The sequence below is a fragment of the Blattabacterium cuenoti genome, from assembly GCF_014251715.1.
GTDB lineage: Bacteria > Bacteroidota > Bacteroidia > Flavobacteriales > Blattabacteriaceae > Blattabacterium > Blattabacterium cuenoti_M.
Genome location: NZ_CP059198.1, coordinates 381,721 through 400,799, shown reverse-complemented (window position 1 = coordinate 400,799; position 19,079 = coordinate 381,721). Strand labels below are relative to the sequence as shown.

Here is a 19,079-nt window from a genome sequence, read left to right as displayed (position 1 = left end):
TTAATGTCAATTAAAAAATTAAAACCAATAACACCTAGTCAACGTTTTAGAATAGTAAATTCTTTTAATTCTGTTACTACTTCTCATCCTGAAAAACATTTAACTAAAGGTAAATGTAAATCTGGAGGAAGGAATAATCGTGGAAAAATGACTATGCGTTATTTTGGAGGAGGACATAAAAAAAAATATAGAATAATCGATTTTAAAAGAAAAAAATTTGGAATTCCTGCTGTTATAAAATCTATAGAATATGATCCTAATCGATCATCTTTTATAGCTTTGCTTCATTATAAAGATGGAGAAAAAAAATATATTGTAGCAATGAATGGATTAAAAGTAGGACAAAAAATTCTTTCTGGTAAAAATATACCTTTTTATGTAGGAAATTCCACTTTTTTAAGTGAAATCCCCTTGGGAACTCATATTTCCTGTATAGAACTTAGACCAGGTCAAGGTGCTAGAATTGCGAGGAGTGCAGGTTCTTTTGCTCAATTATTTGCAAAAGATGATAAATATGCTACTATTAAACTCCCTTCTGGGGAAATTAGAATGGTTATGACTTCTTGTATGGCTACGATAGGAGTGGTCTCTAATATTGATCATCAGCTAGAAAAATATGGAAAAGCAGGTAAAAAAAGACATTTAGGAAGAAGGCCTAGAACTAGAGGAGTTGCAATGAATCCCGTAGACCATCCAATGGGAGGTGGAGAAGGAAAAGCTTCTGGAGGAATACCTAGAGATAGAAAAGGAAATCCTTCTAAAGGATTTAGAACTCGTTCTAAAAAAAAATATTCTAATAAATATATTTTACAAAGAAGAAAAAAATAAATTATCATGGCAAGATCTTTAAAAAAAGGGCCATACGTGGCTATAAAATTGTATAAAAAAGTAATGAATAATATAAAATATGAAAAAAAAAATATTATTAAAACTTGGTCTAGGCCTTCTACAATTTTACCAGATTTCGTAGGACAAACTTTTGCAGTACATAATGGAAAACAATTTATTAATGTATATATTACAGAAAATATGATTGGACATAAATTAGGAGAATTTGCTCCAACTCGTATTTTTAGAGGACATTCTGGATCTAAAAATAAATTAAAAGTTAAAAATTAAAAATATATCAAAGATATGAAACAACAAATAAATACAGTTTCAGCTTCTTTGAATGGAATTAGAAGTTCTCCAAGAAAAATGAGATTAGTTGTTGATTTAATTCGTAATAAAAATATACAAAAAGCTTTGGAGATACTTACATATAGTAGTAAAAAAAGAATATCTTTTTATTTAAAAAAATTGCTTTTTTCTTTATTATCTAATTGGAAAAAAGAATATGATGAATCCAATGTTACAAATTTATATATAAAAAAAATTATAGTTAATCAAGGGAAAACCCTAAAAAGATTACGTCCTGTTCCTCAAGGAAGAGGTCATAGAATCAGAAAAAGATCAAGTAATGTTGTAGTTTTTTTAGAGAAAAAAAAAGAAATCTAATTTATGGGACAAAAAACGAATCCAATTGTTAATCGTCTTGGGATTATAAAAGGTTGGCAATCAAGTTGGTGTAATAATTATAAAGATAGAATACAAGAAGATTTTAAAGTAAGAAGATATATAGAAGCTAGATTACCAAAAGGTATAGTTTCTCGTATTTTTATAGAAAGAACGTTAAAATTTATTACTATTACTATTAGAACATCAAGGCCAGCTCTTGTTATAGGAAAAGGTGGAGATGAAGTAGATACGGTTAGAAAAGAGTTAAAAAAACTTACTAAAAAAGAAGTTCAAATTAATATATCTGAAGTAAAACGACCAGAATTGGATGCATCATTAGTATCTAAAGGTTTAGTTAGACAATTAGAAAATCGTATTTCTTATAAAAAAGCAATTAAATTATCTATTATTTCCGCTATGAGAATGAATGCTCTAGGGATAAGAATTCAAATTTCAGGAAGACTAAATGGTTCAGAAATGGCTAGATGTGAAACTTATAAAGAAGGTAGAATTTCTCTTGGAACTTTTCGTGCAGATGTTGATTATCATATGGAAGTAGCTCATACTGTTTATGGAAGTATAGGAGTAAAAGTATGGATTATGAAAGGAGAAGTATATGGAAAAAGAGAATTATCCCCATTATTGGGAATACATAAAAAACAAAGAAATTATAAAACTATTCATTCTCATACTCATAGAAAAAGAAATAATAGAGGATAGTGGGAAATTTTTATTATGTTACAACCAAAAAAAACAAAATATAAAAAAAAACAAAAAGGAAGAATTCGTGGAAATTCTAAGAAAGGAATTTTTCTTTCAAGAGGATTGTATGGAATTAAAGCTTTAGAAGGAGCTTGGATTACTTCTAGACAATTAGAAGCAGCAAGAGTTGCTGCTACTAGATATATGAAAAGAGAAGGAAAATTATGGATTAATATTTTTCCGGATAAACCAGCTACAAAAAAACCACAAGAAGTACGTATGGGAAAAGGAAAAGGCCCTGTAGAATTTTGGGTTTCTGTGGTAAAACCTGGAAGAATATTATTCGAAATAGATGGAGTAGAAATGAATGTAGCTAAAGAAGCTTTAAGATTAGCCGCTCAAAAACTTCCTATAAAAATGAGGTTTATTTTTTCTAATGATTTTTCTAATGAAATAAAAAAATGAAAAATTCATATATTAAAACTTTATCTATAAATGATTTAATTAAAAAAATTAAAATTTACGAAGAAGACTATCAAAAAATAAAATTTGATCATTGTTTAAAAATGTATAAAAATCCTATGGAAATAAGATTTTTAAGAAAAAATATAGCAAAATTAAAAACAGAACTAAATAAAAAAAATAAATTATAAATGATAGATGAACATAAACCTATTATAAAAAAATTTCGAAATATTAGAAAGCAAAGACAAGGAATCGTTATAAGTGATAATATGGATAAAACAGTTATGGTTTATGAAATTAAGAAAGTGAAACATAAATATTATGAAAAAAGTATTATAAAGAAAAAAAAATACATGGTTCATGATGAAAAAAATATTTCTAAAAATGGAGATAAAGTAAGTATAATGGAAACTCGTCCTATGAGTAAAAAAAAATGTTGGAGATTAATTTCTATTTTAGAAAAATCTAAATAATTATGTTACAACAAGAATCTATATGTAAAGTTTCAGACAATACAGGTGCTAAAGAGGTTTTGGTAATTAGAGTTTTAGGTGGAACTAAAAAAAGATATGCTTCATTAGGAGATTCTATAGTTGTTACTGTTAAAATGGCTGTATCTGGTGGAAATACTGTTAAAAAAGGTCAAATATATAAAGCGGTGGTAATTAGAATAAAAAATAGGACAAAAAGAAAAGATGGTTCTTATATAAGTTTTGATGATAATGCTTGTGTATTAATAAATACAGCTGGAGAAATGATAGGAACAAGAGTATTTGGGCCAGTAGCTAGAGAATTGAGAGAAAAAGAGTATATGAAAATTATATCTTTGGCACAAGAAGTTTTGTAAAAAAAAATAATATGATCAAAAAAGAAGATAAAGTATTGATTTTATCTGGAAATTATAAAGGAAATGAAGGAGTCGTCATAAAAATTTTTCCTAAAAAAAATAAAGCTATTGTTCGTGGATATAATATTGTTAAAAGACATACTAAACCAAATGTAAAAAATCCTAAAGGAGGTATACTAAAAAAAGAAGCTCCTATTCATATATCTAACTTAAAAAAAGTTAAAGAAAAAGAAAAATGATTTACGAACCTAGATTACAAAAATTTTATAAAAAAAAAATAGTTTCAGATTTAATAAAAGAATTTGGATATCATTCTGTAATGGAGGTTCCTAAATTAAAAAAAATAGTAATTCATCAAGGAATTGGAATATCTGTTTTAGATAAAAAAATTATAGATTTTTCTATAAAAGAAATAACAGATATTACAGGACAAAAAGCTATTTTTTGTTATTCTAAACATGATGAATCTGGATTTAAGTTGAGAAAAGGAATGCCTATAGGAGTTAAAGTTACTTTACGTAGAATAAAAATGTTTGAATTCTTGGAAAGACTTATTGTTGTATCCTTACCTAGAGTAAGAGATTTTAATGGTTTGAAAGAAAATAGTTTTGATGGTTGTGGAAATTATAATATGGGGATAGTAGAACAATTAATTTATCCTGAAGTAAATATTGATAAAATAAAAAAGAATATGGGAATGAATATAACATTTGTTACTTCTGCTAAAAGTGATAGGGAAGCTAAAAAACTTTTATCTTTTTTTGGAATTCCTTTTAAAAAAAAATAAATAAAAATGGCTAAAGAATCAGTTAAAGCAAGACAAAAAAAGAGAGAAAAAATAGTTCTTAAATATGCAAATAAAAGAAAAATACTTAAAAAATCAGGAGATTATGAATTGCTACAAAAATTACCTAGAGATGCATCTCCTGTTCGTTTAAGAAATAGATGTTCTATTACTGGAAGATGTAGAGGATATATGCGTAAATTTGGAGTTTCTAGAATTATTTTTAGAAGTTTAGTTTCTCAAGGACTCATTCCTGGAGTAAAAAAAGCTAGTTGGTAAAAATTATAAATTTTATATGGATACAATTGCTGATTTTTTAACTAAAATTAGAAATTCTTGCTTAGTAAAGCATAAACTTTTGGAAGCTTCTTATTCTAAAATAAGAAAAGAAATTGCTAATGTTTTATTAAATAATGGATATATTTTAGGATATAAAATAGAAACTAAAAAAAAAATAATTAAAATAGCTTTAAAATATTATAAAAAAGAAATTTCTGTTATTCAAAAAATAACTAGAATAAGTAAACCAGGATTAAGAAAATATTGTAAATATAAAAACATACCTCGTGTATTAAATGGATTAGGTATTGCTATTATTTCTACTTCTAATGGTGTTATAACGGATAAACAAGCTAGAAAAAAAAAAATAGGAGGGGAAATTTTATGTTATGTCTATTAATAAATAATTTTTTCTATGTCTAGAATTGGAAAAAAATCTATTTTTATTCCTGAAAATGTGGATGTTAAAATAATTGAAAATAAAATATTAGTAAAAGGGAATTTGGGATTTTTAAATTTAAAAATTTCTAATAAATTGCAATTTATTTTAAAAGAAAATAAATTGTTAATTGTTAGAAATAAAAAAGATAAAAAAAGTAAATCTTTACATGGGTTATATCGTGTTTTGATTAATAATATGATTATAGGAGTTTCTCATGGATTTTTAAAAAAATTAGAATTAGTAGGAATTGGATATAGAGCTTCTTACGAAGGAAATATTTTGGATCTAAATTTGGGATTTTCTCATAATATTATGATGCAACTTCCTGAAGAAGTTAATATAACTATACAATCAGAAAAAGGAAAAAATGTTATAATTATTTTAAAATCTCATGATAAACAACTTTTGGGAATTATAGCAGCTAAAATTAGATCTTTAAGATCTCCAGAACCTTATAAAGGTAAAGGGGTAAGATATTTTAAAGAAGAAGTTCGTAGAAAAACAGGAAAATCGGCATAAATAATTTTTACTATGAAAAAAAAAAGATTGAAAAAAATTTTTGGAGAACCAAATAGACTTAGAATTTCTGTTTTTAGAAGTAATAAAGGAATATATGCACAAATTATTGATGATATATCTAGAAAAACTTTAACTTATTCCTCTTCAAAAGAAAAAATATTTCATAAATATAAAAAAACAAAAATGGAATTATCTAGTGAAGTAGGAGAATTATTAGGGAATAGAGCCAAAAAATTAAAAATAAAAAAATTAGTATTTGATAAAGGTAGATATTTATATCATGGTAGAATAAAATCATTAGCTGATGGAATTAGAAAAGTTGGATTGAAATTTTAGATAAAAGTAATGTTTGATAAAGAAAAAAAAATAAAATATACTGGATTAGAATTAAAAGAAAAATTAGTTGGTGTTACAAGAGTTTGCAAAGTAACCAAAGGAAGAAGGTATTTTAGTTTTAGTGCTATCGTAATAAAAGGAAATGAAAATGGAATAGTAGGTTATGGTTTTGGAAAATCTAAAGAAGCACCAGATGCTATTCATAAAGCAGGAGAACAAGCTAAAAGAAATATTTGTAAAGTATGTATTTCTAATGGGACTATTCCTCATGAACAAGAAGCAAAATATGGAGGAGCACATATTCTTATTCGTCCAGCTTCCAATGGTACTGGAATTATAGCTGGAGGTCCTTTAAGAGCTGTTCTTGAAGCTGTAGGATTAAGAAATGTTTTATCAAAATCAAAAGGATCTTCTAATCATCATAATGTTATTAAAGCTACTATTAAAGCTTTAAGCAAAATGAGAGATGTTTATATCATAGCAAAACAAAGAGGAATTAGTATTAATGAAGTTTATAATGGATAAAAATTTTATAAAAATAGGAGAACTATCTCCAAATAATGGATCTAGAAAAAAAAAATTAAGATTAGGAAGAGGACAAGGGTCTGGAAAAGGAGGAACTTGTGGAAGAGGACATAAAGGAGCAAAATCACGATCTGGTTTTTCTAAAAAAATAGGTTTTGAAGGTGGACAAATGCCTATTCAAAGAAGAAGTCCTAAATTTGGATTTAGAAAAAAACAAAAAAAAATTATTGGAATTAATTTGGATATTATACAAAATTATATTGATAAAGGAAGAATTAAAAAAGAAAATATTCTTAATAAAGAAATTTTTTTAAAAAATAATTTGATTAAAAAAAATGATTTAATCAAAATTTTAGGTAGAGGAGAACTTCGTTCTCCATTAAAAATATATGCATATAAATTTAGTAAAAAAGCTTTATTTTCTATTAAAAAAGTAGGAGGAGAAGCTTTTTTTTATAAAAATATATTATGAATATTTTTTTAAAAAATATTCATAATATATTAACCATCAAAGAATTAAAAAAAAAAATAATAATAACTTTCAGTTTATTATTAGTATATCGTTTTGGTGCTTATATACCTATTCCAGGAATTAATCCTTTAGGAATTAGTGATTTTATGGAAAAATTTCATTCTGGATCTAAAGGATTAATGCAAATTTTATCTTCTTTTACTGGTGGAGCTTTTAATCGTGCTTCTGTTTTAGCTCTAGGCATTATGCCTTACATATCTGCTTCTATTATAATACAATTAATGTGTATTATTATTCCTTATTTACAAAGATTACAGAGAGATGGAGAAAGTGGAAGAAAACAAATTAGTTTTATTACAAGATGGTTAACAGTAATAATATGCTTAATACAAGCCCCTGTATATCTTATTTCTTTAACTCAACAATTTATTCCATTTACTTCAGTATCTTCCAATACTACTTATTTAATTGATATAAATACTTTTTATGGTAAAAGTATATTTTGGGTTATAGGAATAATTATTCTAACTTCTGGTACATTATTTACAATGTGGTTGGGAGATAAAATTACAGATAAAGGAATAGGAAATGGAATTTCTGTAATTATTATGTCCGGAATAATCGCTCGTTTTCCAAGTGCTATAAGTAAGGAAATTTTTAGTAAATTAGAAATTGGAAATGGAGGATTAATAATTTTATTTTTAGAATTTTTATTATGGTTATTAGTAATTTTATTTTCTATTTTAATTATTCAAGCTATTAGAAAAATTCCGATACAATATGTTTCTCACTATAAATCTTTTGGATTAGATTCTCAATTGAGACATAGAAAACATCAATATATTCCATTAAAAATGACTGCAGCGGGAGTTATGCCAATTATATTTTCTCAAGCTATTATGCTTTTTCCATTAACATTTTCTGATTATATAAAAAATATTAAAATAAAAAATTTTTTTCATCTTTTCCAAGATATTTATGGATTATGGTATAATTTAACTATTTCTATATTGGTTATAATTTTTACTTTTTTTTATACTGCTATTACTATTCCAGTAAATCAAATGGCTGATGATTTGAAAAGAAATGGAGGACATATTCCAAAAATTAAACCTGGAAAAGAAACTGCTGAATATATAGATAATATATTATCAAAAATTACATTACCTGGTGCTATTTTATTATCTATCATAGCTATATTACCATCTATAGTTTTTAGAATTGGTATTACTCAAAATTTTTCATTATTTTATGGTGGAACTTCATTATTAATAGTGGTAGGAGTTATTTTAGACATTTCACAACAAGTAAACATTCATTTATTAAATTATCATTATGATGGATTAATGATAATGAAAAATCGTAGTAATAGATATACTAAATTATAATTTTTATATGTATATTATTATTTTATAATTATTTGTAACATATATGGCTAAACAAAAGCATATTGAAGTAGATGGAACCATTATTGAATCATCTCCCAATGCAATGTTTCGTGTTGAATTGGAAAATGGTTGTATTGTTAAAGCTCATATATCTGGAAAGATGAGAATGCATTATATAAAAATATTACCAGGAGATAAAGTTAGATTAGAAATGTCTTCTTATGATTTAGAAAGAGGAAGAATAACTTATAGATATTAAAAATATATATATTATGAAAGTAAGAGCTTCTTTAAAAAAAAGAACTGTAAATTGTAAAATTGTTAATAGAAAAGGACGTTTACGCATTATTAACAAAAAAAATCCTAGATTTAAACAAAAACAAGGTTAGTTTCTATTTATGTCAGTTAGAATTTCTGGAATAGATCTTCCAATATATAAAAGAGGTGTAATTGGTCTTACTTATTTATATGGAATAGGAAAAAGTTTATCAAAAAATATTTTACACTTTGTTGGTATAGATGAAAATAAAAAAGTAGAAGAATGGTCTGATGATGATCTTAGTAAGATACGAAAATATATATCTAATTATATAAAAATTGAAGGAGAACTAAGATCTGAAATTCAATTTAATATTAAACGTTTAATGGATATAGGTTGTTATATAGGAACTAGACATAGAAAAGGATTGCCATTAAGAGGTCAAAAAACAAAAAATAATTGTAGAACTAGAAAAGGAAGAAAAAAAACTGTAGCAAATAAGAAAAAAGTTACAAAATAAAAATCTTTATGGCAAAATTATCTAGTAAAAAAAAATCAGTTATTGTAGATCCTTTGGGCGAAGCTCATATTAGATCTACTTTTAATAATATTATTATTACCTTAACAAATAAAAAAGGTGAAGTAATAGCATGGTCTTCTGCTGGAAAAATGAATTTTAAAGGATCTAAAAAAAATACTCCATATGCTGCTCAAATGGCTGCAGAAAATGTAGCAAAAAAAGGATTAGATGCAGGAATAAAAAAAGTAGAAGTAAAAGTAAAAGGTCCAGGATCAGGTAGAGATGCAGCTATACGAGCATTAAGTAATTCTGGAATAGTAGTAACAATAATTAAAGATATAACTCCATTACCTCATAATGGATGTCGTCCTCCTAAAAGGAGAAGAGTTTAATATATTTTAACATAATATGGCAAGATATATAGGTCCAAAAACTAAAATTTCTAGAAGATTTGGAGAATGTATTTATGGAGAAGATAAGTATTTTGAAAGAAGAAAATATCCATCTGGACAACATGGAAATAATCGTAGAAGAGGAAAACGTTCAGAATATTTTATACAATTAATAGAAAAACAAAAAGCAAAGTATACTTATGGTATATTAGAACGTCAATTTGAAAGATTATTTGTTGAAGCTTCTAGAAAAAAAGGAATTACAGGTGAATTATTATTACAAGCATGTGAAAGTCGTCTTGATAATATAGTTTTTAGATTAAAATTTGCTCCATCTCGTTCTTCTGCACGTCAAATTGTTTCTCATAGACATATTGTAGTAAATGATTATATTGTGAATATTCCATCTTTTAGATTAAAACCAGGAGATAAAATAGGAATAAAAGAAAAATCTAAAAAACATCCATTAATATTAGATTCTATGCAGAAAAAAAAGGGATTACCATTGGTAGAATGGTTAATTTTGGATGAAAAAAATATGTTTGGAATATTTAAAATTATTCCAAAAAGAACACAAATCCCTGAAAATATTAAAGAACAATTAATTGTTGAACTTTATTCTAAATAGAAGTTAATTTTAAACACATATTCATTATGGCTATTCTAGATTTTGTAAAACCTGATAGAATTGCAATGTCTGAATTTTCAGATAATAAAGGAATTTTTCATTTAAAACCATTAGAACCTGGATATGGAATTACATTGGGAAATGCGTTAAGAAGAGTATTATTAGGATCCTTAAAAGGATTTGCCGTTACTTCTATTAGAATTAAAGGAGTAAAATATGAATTTTCTACTATAGAAGGAGTAGTAGAAGATGTTACAGAAATAATTTTAAATTTTAAAAAAATTCGTTTAAAACGAAAAATTCCAGGAATTCATAAAGAAACAGTTAATGTTTCTATTAATCATGAAAAACAAGTAACAGGAGAAATTTTAAATAAATTCATTTCTGGATTTAAAATTTTAAACAAAAATTTAATTATTTGCAACAAAAATGAATCTGTTCCTTTAGAAATAAGTTTTACAATTGAGGAAGGAAGAGGTTATCTTCCTGCAGAAGAAAATAAAAAAAATAGTAATGATATTATTGGATTTATTTCTATAGATTCTATTTATACCCCTATTAAAAATGTAAAATATACAATAGAAAATTGTCGTGTAGGACAAAAAACTGATTTTGAAAATCTTTCATTAGAAATAAAAACAGATGGATCTATTTGTCCAAAAATAGCTTTAATGGAAGCTTCCAAAATATTAATTCAATATTTTTCTATTTTTTCATATGAAAAAATAGGAAAAAAGAAACAAGAAGAAATTAGAAAAAATAAAAAATATGATGAAGATTTTTTACGAATGAGAACATTATTAAAATCTAAATTAAGTGATATGGATTTATCTGTTCGAACAAAAAACTGTTTAAAAACTGCATTTATAAAAACTATAGCAGATTTAGTTAATTGTAATAAAAGTAATATGTTAAAAATGAGAAATTTTGGAAAAAAATCTTTGGAGGAGTTAGAAAGTAAAATGAAAGAAAAAGAATTATATTTTGGAATGAATATATCAGAATATAAATTAAATAAAGAATAGAATTTAAATATAATGAATCATAGAAGAAAAAATAATCCTTTAGGAAGAAAATATGGACATCGTAAATCTATTCTTTCCAATTTAGCTTCTTCTTTAATTAAAAAAAAAAGAATTTTTACTACTTTAGCTAAAGCTAAAGTTTTAAAAAAATATATAGAACCTATTATAACAAAATCAAAAATAAATACGACTCATTCAAGAAGAAATATTTTTTCATATTTAAGAGATAAAATAGCGGTATCAGAATTATTTAATAACATTTTTGAAAAAGTACGTATCCGTCCTGGTGGATATACTAGAATTATAAAAACTGGATTTCGTTTTGGAGATCAAGCACCTCTTTCTTTCATTGAATTAGTAGATTTTAATGAAATTTATACATCTAAAAAAACAATAAAATTTATAAGACGTAGTCGAAAAAAAAAGTCGACAAAAAAAACAATGAATAATGAGTAAAATTAAAAAAATTCAAGCTAGACAAATATTAGATTCAAGAGGAAATCCAACAATAGAAGTAGATGTTATAACAGATAAAAATATATTAGGACGTGCATCTATTCCATCTGGAGCTTCAAAAGGAAAAAATGAAGCCTTTGAATTACGTGACAATAAAGAAAATATTTTTTTTGGGAAAGGAGTGCTTAAAGCTGTTCAAAATGTTAATAAAATTATTGCTCCTGAATTAATTGGAAAATCAATTTTAGATCAAGTTCGTATTGATAAATTAATGTTAGAATTAGATGGAACAATTAATAAAAAAAGATTAGGATCTAATGCTATTTTAGGAATTTCATTAGCAACAGCAAAAGCTGCATCTAATGAATTAAAAATTCCTCTTTACAAATATATAGGAGGAGTTTATACATACAAACTTCCTACCCCTTTAATAAATATTGTTAATGGAGGAAAACATTCTAATGCTCCTATAATTTTTCAAGAATTTATGATAGTTCCTATAAAAGCTAATTCTTTTTTAGAAGCAATACAAATGGGGCATAAAGTTTTTTATCAACTAAAAAATCTTTTACAAAAAAAAGGTTTATCAACAAGTGTTGGTGATGAAGGTGGATTTTCTCCCAATTTTAATGGAATAGAAGATGTTTTAGATCATATATTAGAAGCTATACATATGTCTAATTATGAACCTTATGATGAAATAGGAATAGCGATAGATTGTGCCGCTTCTGAATTTTATTCAAATAATAAATATGATTATTCTAAATTTGAAAAAAAAATAAAAAATTCAAAAAAAACTAGAGAAGAACATATTCATTATTTATCTTATTTAATTAAAAGATATCCAATTATATCTATTGAGGATGCAATGGATCAAAATGATTGGGATGGATGGAAATTATTAACGGACGAAATAGGAGATCAAATTCAATTAGTAGGAGATGATCTTTTTGTTACTCAAGTAAATAAATTAAATAAAGGAATAGAAAAAAAAATTGCAAATTCTATTCTTATAAAAGTAAATCAAGTAGGAACATTAACAGAAACAATTGAAACAATTCATTTAGCTAAAAAAAATAAGTATAAAAATATTATTTCTCATCGTTCTGGAGATACTGAAGATACTTTTATAGCAGATCTTGCTGTTGCATTTAATATAGAACAAATAAAAATAGGTTCTATTTGTCGTTCTGAACGAACTTCAAAATATAATCAATTATTACGTATTGAAAATATTTTGGGAAAATATTCTTCTTATTCAGGATGGAATTAAGTTTTTCCAATAAAAATAAATGATTATTTTAGTTTTTATTTTAGGATATTTATTTATTACTTTTGAAAATTTATTTTCTTTAAATAAAGTCATTCCATCTATTTTAATGGCGACTCTTTGTTGGTCATTAATTATGTTTTTCAATTTCCCTGTTTATGATTTAGATCACTATTCCATAGTTCAAAAAGATCCTAAATATTTATTATTACTTCATTTAGGAAAAACATCTGAAATTGTTTTTTTTTTAATTGGTGCTATGTCTATTATTTCCGTTGTTGAAAAATATTCTGGATTTGAAGCTTTAAAAGAATTTTTTTATACAAAAAAAAAACGGAAATTTTTATGGAAAATAAGTTTAGTTTCTTTTTTATTATCTGCCATAATAGATAATCTTACCGCAACTATAGTTTTAATATCTCTTTTAAGAAAAACAGTTTCTAATTATAAAGAACGTTTATATTATTTAGGAATAGTTATTATATCTGCTAATGCCGGAGGAGTTTGGTCTCCAATAGGGGATATCACCACTACAATGTTATGGATTTCTAATAAAGTAACCACAATGCATCTTTTTAAAAAAATATTCATTCCATCTATTTTGTGTATGTTTATTTCTACCTTTATAGCATCTTATATGCCTATTTTTAATGGATCCATTAATATAAAAAAAAACAAAACCTCAAAAGAAAACATTAAAAATGGTTTTTTTATGTTAAAAATAGGTTTACTTTTAATGTTATTTGTTCCTATTTTTAAAACTATTACAGGATCCCCACCATATATGGGAATGATGTTTTCTCTAGGAATTCTTCTTTGTATAGTATATACAAAATATAAATCAGAATCCATTTTATCTATAGATGAAATTTTTAGAAAATTAGATATTTCCAGTATTTTATTTTTTTTTGGAATTTTACTTTCTGTTTCTTCTTTAGAATCTATGGGAATATTATATGATTTATCTCATTGGATGAATGAAAGAGTTTATACATGGAAAATAACAACGTTTATATTTGGATTAATTTCTTCTATTATAGATAATGTTCCTTTAGTAGCTGCTAGTATTTCTATGTTTTCTTATCCAAAAGATCATGATTTATGGCATTTTATAGCTTATGTATCTGGAACAGGAGGAAGTATTTTTCTTATAGGATCTGCTGCTGGATTAGCAGCTATGGGAATGGAGAAAATAAATTTTTTTTGGTATTTAAAAAAAATTAGTTGGATAGCTTTTATTGGTTATATTTCTGGATTTTTTTATTTATTAATTTCTCTATTTTTTTCTTTGTAAAAATTCTATAATATTTCCTCCTAAATATGAAAAAGGTAAAAAAATAGTGAGTATTATCATTTTAAACCATAATGGAAATGTATATAAAAATATATGAAATAAGGCTATAAAAAATAGAATAAATCCAGTTAATATAGCATAAGCTTTTTTTGCATTTTTTGCAAAAAATGCAGTTATTATTCCACCTAATAAAGCACTAAAAGCATAAAATAAAATTAGTAATAAAAAAAATTCATTAGGTGCTTTTTCAAAAATATATTTTAATTTTTTTAATGGGATTAATTGTATTTTTATAAACCATCTTTTTATAAATTGAATAGAAAAAAGTATTTCAGTAATACTTATTATTACTCCTATAGATACTGATAATATGTTACGGAACATAATAATAAATTTTTTTATTTTATTTTGTAAAAATAAACATCAATTTTTAATTCATTTTATTATGAGTTCTATCGTAAAAATAAATTGGATTCCAATTAAGGAATATGAAGATATTTTGTTTTTATTTTGGGAAGGAATTTCTAAAATAGAAATAAATAGACCATGGTGTCATAATGCTTTTCGTGTGAAAACAGTAAAAGAAATGATAAATGCTATAGATATATGTAGTAATAGAAAAGATATAGATGTATTGATTATTACAGGATCTGGTAAAAAATCTTTTTGTTCTGGTGGAGATCAAAATACAAGAGGATTAGGAGGTTATTTGGATAATAATGGAATCCCTAGGTTAAATATTTTAGATTTTTATAAAAAAATACGAGAAATTCCTATACCTGTTATTGCTATGGTTAATGGATATGCAGTTGGAGGGGGTCATGTTTTACATGTTGTTTGTGATTTGACTATTGCATCTGATAATGCAACTTTTAGTCAAGTTGGACCTAAGGTTGGTTCTTTTGATGGAGGATTTGGATGTTCTTATTTAGCTCGTCATATTGGTCAAAAAAAAACAAGAGAAATGTGGTTTTTATGTAAGGAGTATACGGCTAAAGAAGCTTTAAATATGGGATTGGTTAATAAAGTAGTAAATCAAAAAGAATTGGAAAAAAAAACGATTGAATGGTGTAAAATAATACAGGAAAAAAGTCCTATGAGTTTAAGGATGATCAAACGTTCTTTAAATGCAGAATTAGATGGACAACATGGATTAATGCAATTGGCGGGAGATGCTACTTTAATGTTTTATTTAATGGAAGAATCAGAGGAAGGTAAAAAAGCATTTTTAGAAAAAAGAGATCCAAATTTTAAAAAATTTCCAAAATTTTTATGAAATTAAAATATTGGTTTTATGCAGCTCGTTTTCATACTTTACCTTTATCGGTTTCTGGAATTACTTTAAGTTTTTTTATATCTAAATCTAGAACAAATGTAGATTTTATTACGTATGTTTTATGTTTTATTACTGCTTTATTATTGCAAATATTGGCTAATTTTTCTAATGATTATGGAGATAGTATTACAGGAGTAGATAATTTTAAACGTATAGGTCCAAAAAGGACAATTCAATGCGGATTTATTTCTTTTTTAGAAATGAAAAAAGCTATTTATTTATTTTCTATATTATCTTTTATATCAGGATTATTGTTAATTTTTCAAGCTATATCATGTAAAAATATTTTTATTTTTTTTTTATATTTTATAGGAATAGTTATTTGCATATATAGTTCTATAAAATATTCTATAGGATATAATCCTTACGGATATATAGTAGGAATGGGTGATTTATTTGTTTTTATTTTTTTTGGAATTTTTTCGGTAGAAGGAAGTTATTTTTTATATACTCATACTTTACATATGGATATGTTTTTATTATCTTTATCTGTAGGTTTATTAAATGTAGCTGTTTTAAATATTAATAATATGAGAGATATGGATAATGATTGTAAAAATAAAAAATATACTATACCTGTATGGTTAGGAATAAAATATGCAAAATTATATCATATTATTATTATATTTATTTCAATTTTATTAGGATGTATTTTTGTTTTTTTGAATAAAAAAACTATTTATCAATGTATTTTATTTATTTTAATTATTATTTTTTTAATATTTCATATTAAAAAAATAATTTATATAAATAAAAAAAAATTGTTTAATTCAGAATTAAAAAAATTAGTTATAATTATTTTTTTATATGTATTAAGCATCGGTGTTGGATTTTTATAAAATTTTATCATGAAAATTACTTTTTTTTCTCATAGTACATGTTTATTAAAAATACATGAAAAATATTTGTTAATAGATCCTTTTTTTTCTAAAAATCCTATTTATAATAAAATAGATTATTTAGAATATATTAATAATTTTAAAAAAATTGATTATATATTATTGACACATGCACATTATGATCATGTATGTGATGTAGAGTTATTAACACGTAAATTCAATAATGTTTTAGTAATATCTAATTATGAAATATCTAATTATTTTGAAAAAAAAGGAATAAAAACATATGGAATTAATTATGGTTCTTTTATTTCTTTTCCTTTTGGAAAATTAAAATATATTTGGGCAGCTCATTCTAGTGTTTTTAATGATGGAACTTATGGAGGAAATCCTGGAGGGTTTCTTTTACATACAGATGAAGGTAATTTATATATATCAGGAGATACATCTTTAATTTATGAGATGAATATTATTCCTAATTTTGGTAAATTAAAACTTTCTATTTTACCAATAGGTGGTAGATATACTATGGATATAGAAGAAGCAATAATTGCTTCTGATTTTTTAAAATGTGAAAAAATATTAGGAGTTCATTATAATACTTTTGAAGCTATTCAAATAAATAAAAAACAAGCAAAAAAAAATTTTTATGAAAAGGGAAAAGAATTAATTTTATTAGAAATGGGGAAAAGTATATACATTTAAAATTATGAATTTTAATAATGGAATGAATGAAAATAAAATATTTTTTTTTTAAGAAAAAAAACTTTTTTTTTAAGGGAAAAAATATTTAATTCTAATAGAATATTTAAAAAAAATACTATTTGGTTTATTATATTGAAAAAAAATAATAAAATTGGAATAGGAGAATGTAATCCATTATTAGATAAAGGAGCTTTAAAAAATTTAAAAAAATTTGAAAAAGAATTAGAAATACTTTCTAAAAAAGTAATTTTTTTAAAAAAAACGGAAATATATTATTATTATAAATATATTTCATATTCATGTATTTTATTTGGATTAGAACAAGCTTTTTTAAGTTTAAAAAATAAATTTCCTATATTATATAATTCTGAATTTTTTAATGGAGAAAAAGGGATTCCCATAAATGGATTAATATGGTTAAATTCTTTCAAAAAAAGAAATGCTATAAAAGATATAGAAAATATAATTTTTGAAGGATTTTCATTTTTAAAAATAAAAATTAATAAAAAATTTTTTTATTATCAATATTTTATTATAAAAAAAATAAAAAAGAAATATCCATTTATAAAAATACGTATAGATGCAAATGGTTGTTTCGAAAATACTAAAGATGCTTTATTCTATTTAAATAAACTTTATGAGTTAAATATAATTGATTCAATAGAACAACCTATATTATCTGGAAATTGGAAAGATATGTTTAAAATATGTAAAGAATCAAAAATTCCTATAGTATTAGATGAAGAATTAAATGGAATAAATAAATTAAAAGAAAAAAAAAAATTATTAGATTTTATTAATCCTCAATATATAGTATTAAAACCTAGTATTCATGGTGGATTTAAGGGCTCTAAAGAATGGATATTAGAAGCTAATAAAAGAAAAATAAAATGGTGGATTAGTTCTTCTTTAGAAAGTAATATTGGAATGAATGCTATTGCACAATGGACTTTTTTTATAAAAAAAAAATATAAAAATAAAAATGTTCATGGATTAAGTACAGGAATTTTATATATTAACAATTGGTGTTCTCCTTTAGAAATTAAAGAAGGGAGTCTTTGGTACAATCCATTTATAAAATGGAAAATAAAAATATAATAAATAAAAAAATGTGGATAGATTTTTCTTATAAAAAAAATTTTTCGATCGAACCAAATAAAAAAAATTTTTTTTGGAAAAATGCAATTTTTTCTTTTTTAAATAGTTGGTATGATAATAATTCTGAATTAGCAATTTCAACTTCCGGAACAACAGGATTTCCTAAAACAATATTTTTTAAAAAAAAACATATGTATGAAAGAGCTATAAGAACTGTAGAGTTTTTAAAATTAAAAGAAAAAAAAATTAAAGGATTATTATGTCTATCTCCAGATTTTATAGCATCTAAAATGTTTTTAGTTCGTGCTATTATTTTTAAATGGAAAATATATTGTATTCCTCCATCATCTAATCCTTTAAAGGATATAAAAGAATATTTTGATATTGTTTCAATGGTTCCTTTACAAGTTTTTTTTAGTTTAAAATATTTAAAATATATTAAAATTTTATTAATAGGAGGATGTTCTATCTCTAATTTTTTGGAAAAAAAATTACAAAATATTTCAACAATTTGTTATTCAACTTATGGAATGACAGAAACATTAGGTCATATAGCTTTAAAAAAAATTAATAAATCTAATAAATCTATTTATTATAAATCATTTCAAGATGTACATTTGAGTATTGATAAAAGAAATTGTTTAGGTATTTTTTCTCCATATTCTATGCATTCATTTGTTCAAACAAATGATATTGTTCAGATGATATCTGAAAATATGTTTACTTGGATAGGTAGATATGATAATATGATTAATAGTGGAGGAATTAAAATTATTCCTGAATTAATAGAAAAAGAAATAAGTTCTTTTATTCCTTGTCATAAACGATTTTTTATATCCTCAATTCCAGATAAAATTTTAGGTGAAAAAATAATATTAATTATAGAAGGACCTCCTTTTTTATTAAAAATTCCAGAATTTATTTTTAATGGTAAAAAAAAATTTTATAAACCTAAAAATATTTTTTTTATTTCTCATTTTATAGAAAATTCACTTGGAAAA

At 23.9% G+C, this 19,079-nt stretch carries 32 protein-coding genes; 31 read left to right on the top strand and 1 reads right to left on the bottom strand.

Translation table 11 applies throughout. The features are described 5' to 3' along the window. The first annotated feature begins 3 nt into the window (after positions 1 to 3). From rplB to nhaD, 26 genes are read left to right on the top strand one after another with little or no spacing between them, the layout of a single operon-like run. Positions 4 to 828 (top strand): 50S ribosomal protein L2, encoded by an 825-nt coding sequence (gene rplB, locus H0H59_RS01960; protein WP_185861959.1) that lies wholly within the window; start codon positions 4 to 6, stop codon positions 826 to 828. A gap of 6 nt (positions 829 to 834) precedes the next feature. Beyond that, the gene (gene rpsS / locus H0H59_RS01955) at positions 835 to 1,119 is read left to right on the top strand and encodes a 30S ribosomal protein S19 (protein WP_185861958.1); all 285 of its coding nucleotides are present in this window, start codon (positions 835 to 837) and stop codon (positions 1,117 to 1,119) included. A 15-nt stretch (positions 1,120 to 1,134) separates the two neighbouring features. Further along, a complete protein-coding gene (gene rplV / locus H0H59_RS01950) occupies positions 1,135 to 1,497 on the top strand; it encodes a 50S ribosomal protein L22 (RefSeq protein ID WP_185861957.1) in 363 nt (120 codons plus the stop codon). 3 nt (positions 1,498 to 1,500) lie between these two features. Next, positions 1,501 to 2,217: a 30S ribosomal protein S3 gene (rpsC, locus tag H0H59_RS01945; RefSeq protein ID WP_185861956.1), complete on the top strand. Its 717-nt coding sequence runs from the start codon at positions 1,501 to 1,503 to the stop codon at positions 2,215 to 2,217. Positions 2,218 to 2,232: 15 nt separating this feature from the next. Continuing rightward, a complete protein-coding gene (rplP, locus tag H0H59_RS01940) occupies positions 2,233 to 2,664 on the top strand; it encodes a 50S ribosomal protein L16 (protein ID WP_185861955.1) in 432 nt (143 codons plus the stop codon). Continuing rightward, positions 2,661 to 2,852, top strand: coding sequence for a 50S ribosomal protein L29 (rpmC, locus tag H0H59_RS01935; RefSeq protein ID WP_185861954.1), 192 nt, complete (start codon positions 2,661 to 2,663; stop codon positions 2,850 to 2,852). The genes rplP and rpmC overlap by 4 nt, the downstream gene beginning before the upstream one ends. Further along, entirely contained in the window at positions 2,853 to 3,137 is a 285-nt protein-coding gene (gene rpsQ / locus H0H59_RS01930) for a 30S ribosomal protein S17 (protein ID WP_185861953.1), read from the top strand. A 2-nt stretch (positions 3,138 to 3,139) separates the two neighbouring features. Further along, on the top strand, positions 3,140 to 3,511 hold the full coding sequence (rplN, locus tag H0H59_RS01925) for a 50S ribosomal protein L14 (RefSeq protein WP_185861952.1): 372 nt from the start codon (positions 3,140 to 3,142) through the stop codon (positions 3,509 to 3,511). 11 nt (positions 3,512 to 3,522) lie between these two features. Continuing rightward, on the top strand, positions 3,523 to 3,750 hold the full coding sequence (gene rplX / locus H0H59_RS01920) for a 50S ribosomal protein L24 (RefSeq protein WP_185861951.1): 228 nt from the start codon (positions 3,523 to 3,525) through the stop codon (positions 3,748 to 3,750). Next, positions 3,747 to 4,298, top strand: coding sequence for a 50S ribosomal protein L5 (rplE, locus tag H0H59_RS01915; RefSeq protein ID WP_185861950.1), 552 nt, complete (start codon positions 3,747 to 3,749; stop codon positions 4,296 to 4,298). The genes rplX and rplE overlap by 4 nt, the downstream gene beginning before the upstream one ends. A gap of 6 nt (positions 4,299 to 4,304) precedes the next feature. After that, positions 4,305 to 4,574, top strand: a complete 270-nt coding sequence (gene rpsN / locus H0H59_RS01910) for a 30S ribosomal protein S14 (protein ID WP_185861949.1) — start codon at positions 4,305 to 4,307, stop codon at positions 4,572 to 4,574. Positions 4,575 to 4,590: 16 nt separating this feature from the next. Beyond that, complete coding sequence (gene rpsH / locus H0H59_RS01905; protein ID WP_185861948.1) at positions 4,591 to 4,974, top strand: 30S ribosomal protein S8; 384 nt, start codon at positions 4,591 to 4,593, stop codon at positions 4,972 to 4,974. A 15-nt stretch (positions 4,975 to 4,989) separates the two neighbouring features. After that, positions 4,990 to 5,535 carry a 50S ribosomal protein L6 gene (gene rplF, locus H0H59_RS01900; protein WP_185861947.1) on the top strand — a complete coding sequence of 182 codons (546 nt, stop codon included), beginning with the start codon at positions 4,990 to 4,992 and terminating at the stop codon, positions 5,533 to 5,535. A gap of 12 nt (positions 5,536 to 5,547) precedes the next feature. Continuing rightward, on the top strand, positions 5,548 to 5,871 hold the full coding sequence (gene rplR / locus H0H59_RS01895; protein ID WP_185861946.1) for a 50S ribosomal protein L18: 324 nt from the start codon (positions 5,548 to 5,550) through the stop codon (positions 5,869 to 5,871). A 9-nt stretch (positions 5,872 to 5,880) separates the two neighbouring features. After that, a complete protein-coding gene (gene rpsE / locus H0H59_RS01890) occupies positions 5,881 to 6,396 on the top strand; it encodes a 30S ribosomal protein S5 (RefSeq protein WP_185861945.1) in 516 nt (171 codons plus the stop codon). Further along, on the top strand, positions 6,389 to 6,868 hold the full coding sequence (gene rplO / locus H0H59_RS01885; RefSeq protein ID WP_185861944.1) for a 50S ribosomal protein L15: 480 nt from the start codon (positions 6,389 to 6,391) through the stop codon (positions 6,866 to 6,868). Before rpsE ends, rplO begins: the two co-directional genes overlap by 8 nt. Further along, positions 6,865 to 8,256 (top strand): preprotein translocase subunit SecY, encoded by a 1,392-nt coding sequence (gene secY / locus H0H59_RS01880; protein ID WP_185861943.1) that lies wholly within the window; start codon positions 6,865 to 6,867, stop codon positions 8,254 to 8,256. The genes rplO and secY overlap by 4 nt, the downstream gene beginning before the upstream one ends. Before the next feature lie 43 nt (positions 8,257 to 8,299). Next, on the top strand, positions 8,300 to 8,515 hold the full coding sequence (gene infA / locus H0H59_RS01875) for a translation initiation factor IF-1 (RefSeq protein WP_014726678.1): 216 nt from the start codon (positions 8,300 to 8,302) through the stop codon (positions 8,513 to 8,515). Positions 8,516 to 8,528: 13 nt separating this feature from the next. After that, positions 8,529 to 8,645 (top strand): 50S ribosomal protein L36, encoded by a 117-nt coding sequence (gene rpmJ / locus H0H59_RS01870; protein ID WP_185861942.1) that lies wholly within the window; start codon positions 8,529 to 8,531, stop codon positions 8,643 to 8,645. Positions 8,646 to 8,654: 9 nt separating this feature from the next. Then, the gene (gene rpsM, locus H0H59_RS01865; RefSeq protein ID WP_185861941.1) at positions 8,655 to 9,035 is read left to right on the top strand and encodes a 30S ribosomal protein S13; all 381 of its coding nucleotides are present in this window, start codon (positions 8,655 to 8,657) and stop codon (positions 9,033 to 9,035) included. Between the two features lie 8 nt (positions 9,036 to 9,043). Beyond that, entirely contained in the window at positions 9,044 to 9,427 is a 384-nt protein-coding gene (gene rpsK, locus H0H59_RS01860; RefSeq protein WP_185861940.1) for a 30S ribosomal protein S11, read from the top strand. A gap of 16 nt (positions 9,428 to 9,443) precedes the next feature. Then, the gene (gene rpsD, locus H0H59_RS01855; RefSeq protein WP_185861939.1) at positions 9,444 to 10,055 is read left to right on the top strand and encodes a 30S ribosomal protein S4; all 612 of its coding nucleotides are present in this window, start codon (positions 9,444 to 9,446) and stop codon (positions 10,053 to 10,055) included. A gap of 26 nt (positions 10,056 to 10,081) precedes the next feature. Next, entirely contained in the window at positions 10,082 to 11,080 is a 999-nt protein-coding gene (locus H0H59_RS01850) for a DNA-directed RNA polymerase subunit alpha (protein WP_185861938.1), read from the top strand. 12 nt (positions 11,081 to 11,092) lie between these two features. Further along, positions 11,093 to 11,536: a 50S ribosomal protein L17 gene (gene rplQ / locus H0H59_RS01845; RefSeq protein WP_185861937.1), complete on the top strand. Its 444-nt coding sequence runs from the start codon at positions 11,093 to 11,095 to the stop codon at positions 11,534 to 11,536. Beyond that, positions 11,529 to 12,809, top strand: coding sequence for a phosphopyruvate hydratase (gene eno / locus H0H59_RS01840; protein WP_185861936.1), 1,281 nt, complete (start codon positions 11,529 to 11,531; stop codon positions 12,807 to 12,809). Before rplQ ends, eno begins: the two co-directional genes overlap by 8 nt. Positions 12,810 to 12,828: 19 nt before the next feature. Continuing rightward, positions 12,829 to 14,100, top strand: a complete 1,272-nt coding sequence (nhaD, locus tag H0H59_RS01835) for a sodium:proton antiporter NhaD (protein ID WP_185861935.1) — start codon at positions 12,829 to 12,831, stop codon at positions 14,098 to 14,100. On the opposite strand, the gene H0H59_RS01830 is transcribed toward nhaD, so the two are convergent. Beyond that, positions 14,083 to 14,484 (bottom strand): hypothetical protein, encoded by a 402-nt coding sequence (locus tag H0H59_RS01830; RefSeq protein ID WP_185861934.1) that lies wholly within the window; start codon positions 14,482 to 14,484, stop codon positions 14,083 to 14,085. The two genes, nhaD and H0H59_RS01830, sit on opposite strands and share 18 nt — an antisense overlap. Positions 14,485 to 14,545: 61 nt before the next feature. On the opposite strand from H0H59_RS01830, the gene menB reads away from it, so the two are divergent. The 5 genes from menB to H0H59_RS01805 form a co-directional block, all read left to right on the top strand. After that, positions 14,546 to 15,376 (top strand): 1,4-dihydroxy-2-naphthoyl-CoA synthase, encoded by an 831-nt coding sequence (gene menB, locus H0H59_RS01825; protein WP_185862424.1) that lies wholly within the window; start codon positions 14,546 to 14,548, stop codon positions 15,374 to 15,376. Beyond that, the gene (gene menA / locus H0H59_RS01820) at positions 15,373 to 16,275 is read left to right on the top strand and encodes a 1,4-dihydroxy-2-naphthoate octaprenyltransferase (RefSeq protein ID WP_185861933.1); all 903 of its coding nucleotides are present in this window, start codon (positions 15,373 to 15,375) and stop codon (positions 16,273 to 16,275) included. The genes menB and menA overlap by 4 nt, the downstream gene beginning before the upstream one ends. A 9-nt stretch (positions 16,276 to 16,284) precedes the next feature. After that, a complete protein-coding gene (locus H0H59_RS01815) occupies positions 16,285 to 16,980 on the top strand; it encodes a metal-dependent hydrolase (RefSeq protein WP_185861932.1) in 696 nt (231 codons plus the stop codon). A gap of 132 nt (positions 16,981 to 17,112) precedes the next feature. Further along, positions 17,113 to 18,078: an enolase C-terminal domain-like protein gene (locus H0H59_RS01810; protein ID WP_238785010.1), complete on the top strand. Its 966-nt coding sequence runs from the start codon at positions 17,113 to 17,115 to the stop codon at positions 18,076 to 18,078. Continuing rightward, on the top strand, positions 18,060 to 19,079 hold a 1,020-nt coding region (locus tag H0H59_RS01805), incomplete at its 3' end, for an AMP-binding protein (protein ID WP_317167909.1). The genes H0H59_RS01810 and H0H59_RS01805, both read left to right, overlap by 19 nt.

What these genes read in the sequence shown, in the direction of transcription:
- nhaD (WP_185861935.1), top strand. Translation starts at nt 12,829, where the DNA reads ATGATTATTTTAGTTTTTATTTTAGGATATTTATTTATTACTTTTGAA.
- rplP (WP_185861955.1), top strand. Translation starts at nt 2,233, where the DNA reads ATGTTACAACCAAAAAAAACAAAATATAAAAAAAAACAAAAAGGAAGA.
- rplN (WP_185861952.1), top strand. Translation starts at nt 3,140, where the DNA reads ATGTTACAACAAGAATCTATATGTAAAGTTTCAGACAATACAGGTGCT.
- rpsC (WP_185861956.1), top strand. Translation starts at nt 1,501, where the DNA reads ATGGGACAAAAAACGAATCCAATTGTTAATCGTCTTGGGATTATAAAA.
- rplE (WP_185861950.1), top strand. Translation starts at nt 3,747, where the DNA reads ATGATTTACGAACCTAGATTACAAAAATTTTATAAAAAAAAAATAGTT.
- eno (WP_185861936.1), top strand. Translation starts at nt 11,529, where the DNA reads ATGAGTAAAATTAAAAAAATTCAAGCTAGACAAATATTAGATTCAAGA.
- rplV (WP_185861957.1), top strand. Translation starts at nt 1,135, where the DNA reads ATGAAACAACAAATAAATACAGTTTCAGCTTCTTTGAATGGAATTAGA.
- rpsK (WP_185861940.1), top strand. Translation starts at nt 9,044, where the DNA reads ATGGCAAAATTATCTAGTAAAAAAAAATCAGTTATTGTAGATCCTTTG.
- infA (WP_014726678.1), top strand. Translation starts at nt 8,300, where the DNA reads ATGGCTAAACAAAAGCATATTGAAGTAGATGGAACCATTATTGAATCA.
- rplQ (WP_185861937.1), top strand. Translation starts at nt 11,093, where the DNA reads ATGAATCATAGAAGAAAAAATAATCCTTTAGGAAGAAAATATGGACAT.
- rpsD (WP_185861939.1), top strand. Translation starts at nt 9,444, where the DNA reads ATGGCAAGATATATAGGTCCAAAAACTAAAATTTCTAGAAGATTTGGA.
- menB (WP_185862424.1), top strand. Translation starts at nt 14,546, where the DNA reads ATGAGTTCTATCGTAAAAATAAATTGGATTCCAATTAAGGAATATGAA.
- rpsN (WP_185861949.1), top strand. Translation starts at nt 4,305, where the DNA reads ATGGCTAAAGAATCAGTTAAAGCAAGACAAAAAAAGAGAGAAAAAATA.
- rplB (WP_185861959.1), top strand. Translation starts at nt 4, where the DNA reads ATGTCAATTAAAAAATTAAAACCAATAACACCTAGTCAACGTTTTAGA.
- rpsH (WP_185861948.1), top strand. Translation starts at nt 4,591, where the DNA reads ATGGATACAATTGCTGATTTTTTAACTAAAATTAGAAATTCTTGCTTA.
- rplX (WP_185861951.1), top strand. Translation starts at nt 3,523, where the DNA reads ATGATCAAAAAAGAAGATAAAGTATTGATTTTATCTGGAAATTATAAA.
- H0H59_RS01850 (WP_185861938.1), top strand. Translation starts at nt 10,082, where the DNA reads ATGGCTATTCTAGATTTTGTAAAACCTGATAGAATTGCAATGTCTGAA.
- rplF (WP_185861947.1), top strand. Translation starts at nt 4,990, where the DNA reads ATGTCTAGAATTGGAAAAAAATCTATTTTTATTCCTGAAAATGTGGAT.
- menA (WP_185861933.1), top strand. Translation starts at nt 15,373, where the DNA reads ATGAAATTAAAATATTGGTTTTATGCAGCTCGTTTTCATACTTTACCT.
- H0H59_RS01830 (WP_185861934.1), bottom strand. Translation starts at nt 14,484, where the DNA reads ATGTTCCGTAACATATTATCAGTATCTATAGGAGTAATAATAAGTATT.
- rpsE (WP_185861945.1), top strand. Translation starts at nt 5,881, where the DNA reads ATGTTTGATAAAGAAAAAAAAATAAAATATACTGGATTAGAATTAAAA.
- H0H59_RS01815 (WP_185861932.1), top strand. Translation starts at nt 16,285, where the DNA reads ATGAAAATTACTTTTTTTTCTCATAGTACATGTTTATTAAAAATACAT.
- rpsM (WP_185861941.1), top strand. Translation starts at nt 8,655, where the DNA reads ATGTCAGTTAGAATTTCTGGAATAGATCTTCCAATATATAAAAGAGGT.
- rplR (WP_185861946.1), top strand. Translation starts at nt 5,548, where the DNA reads ATGAAAAAAAAAAGATTGAAAAAAATTTTTGGAGAACCAAATAGACTT.
- rpsS (WP_185861958.1), top strand. Translation starts at nt 835, where the DNA reads ATGGCAAGATCTTTAAAAAAAGGGCCATACGTGGCTATAAAATTGTAT.
- rpmJ (WP_185861942.1), top strand. Translation starts at nt 8,529, where the DNA reads ATGAAAGTAAGAGCTTCTTTAAAAAAAAGAACTGTAAATTGTAAAATT.
- rpmC (WP_185861954.1), top strand. Translation starts at nt 2,661, where the DNA reads ATGAAAAATTCATATATTAAAACTTTATCTATAAATGATTTAATTAAA.
- rpsQ (WP_185861953.1), top strand. Translation starts at nt 2,853, where the DNA reads ATGATAGATGAACATAAACCTATTATAAAAAAATTTCGAAATATTAGA.
- rplO (WP_185861944.1), top strand. Translation starts at nt 6,389, where the DNA reads ATGGATAAAAATTTTATAAAAATAGGAGAACTATCTCCAAATAATGGA.
- secY (WP_185861943.1), top strand. Translation starts at nt 6,865, where the DNA reads ATGAATATTTTTTTAAAAAATATTCATAATATATTAACCATCAAAGAA.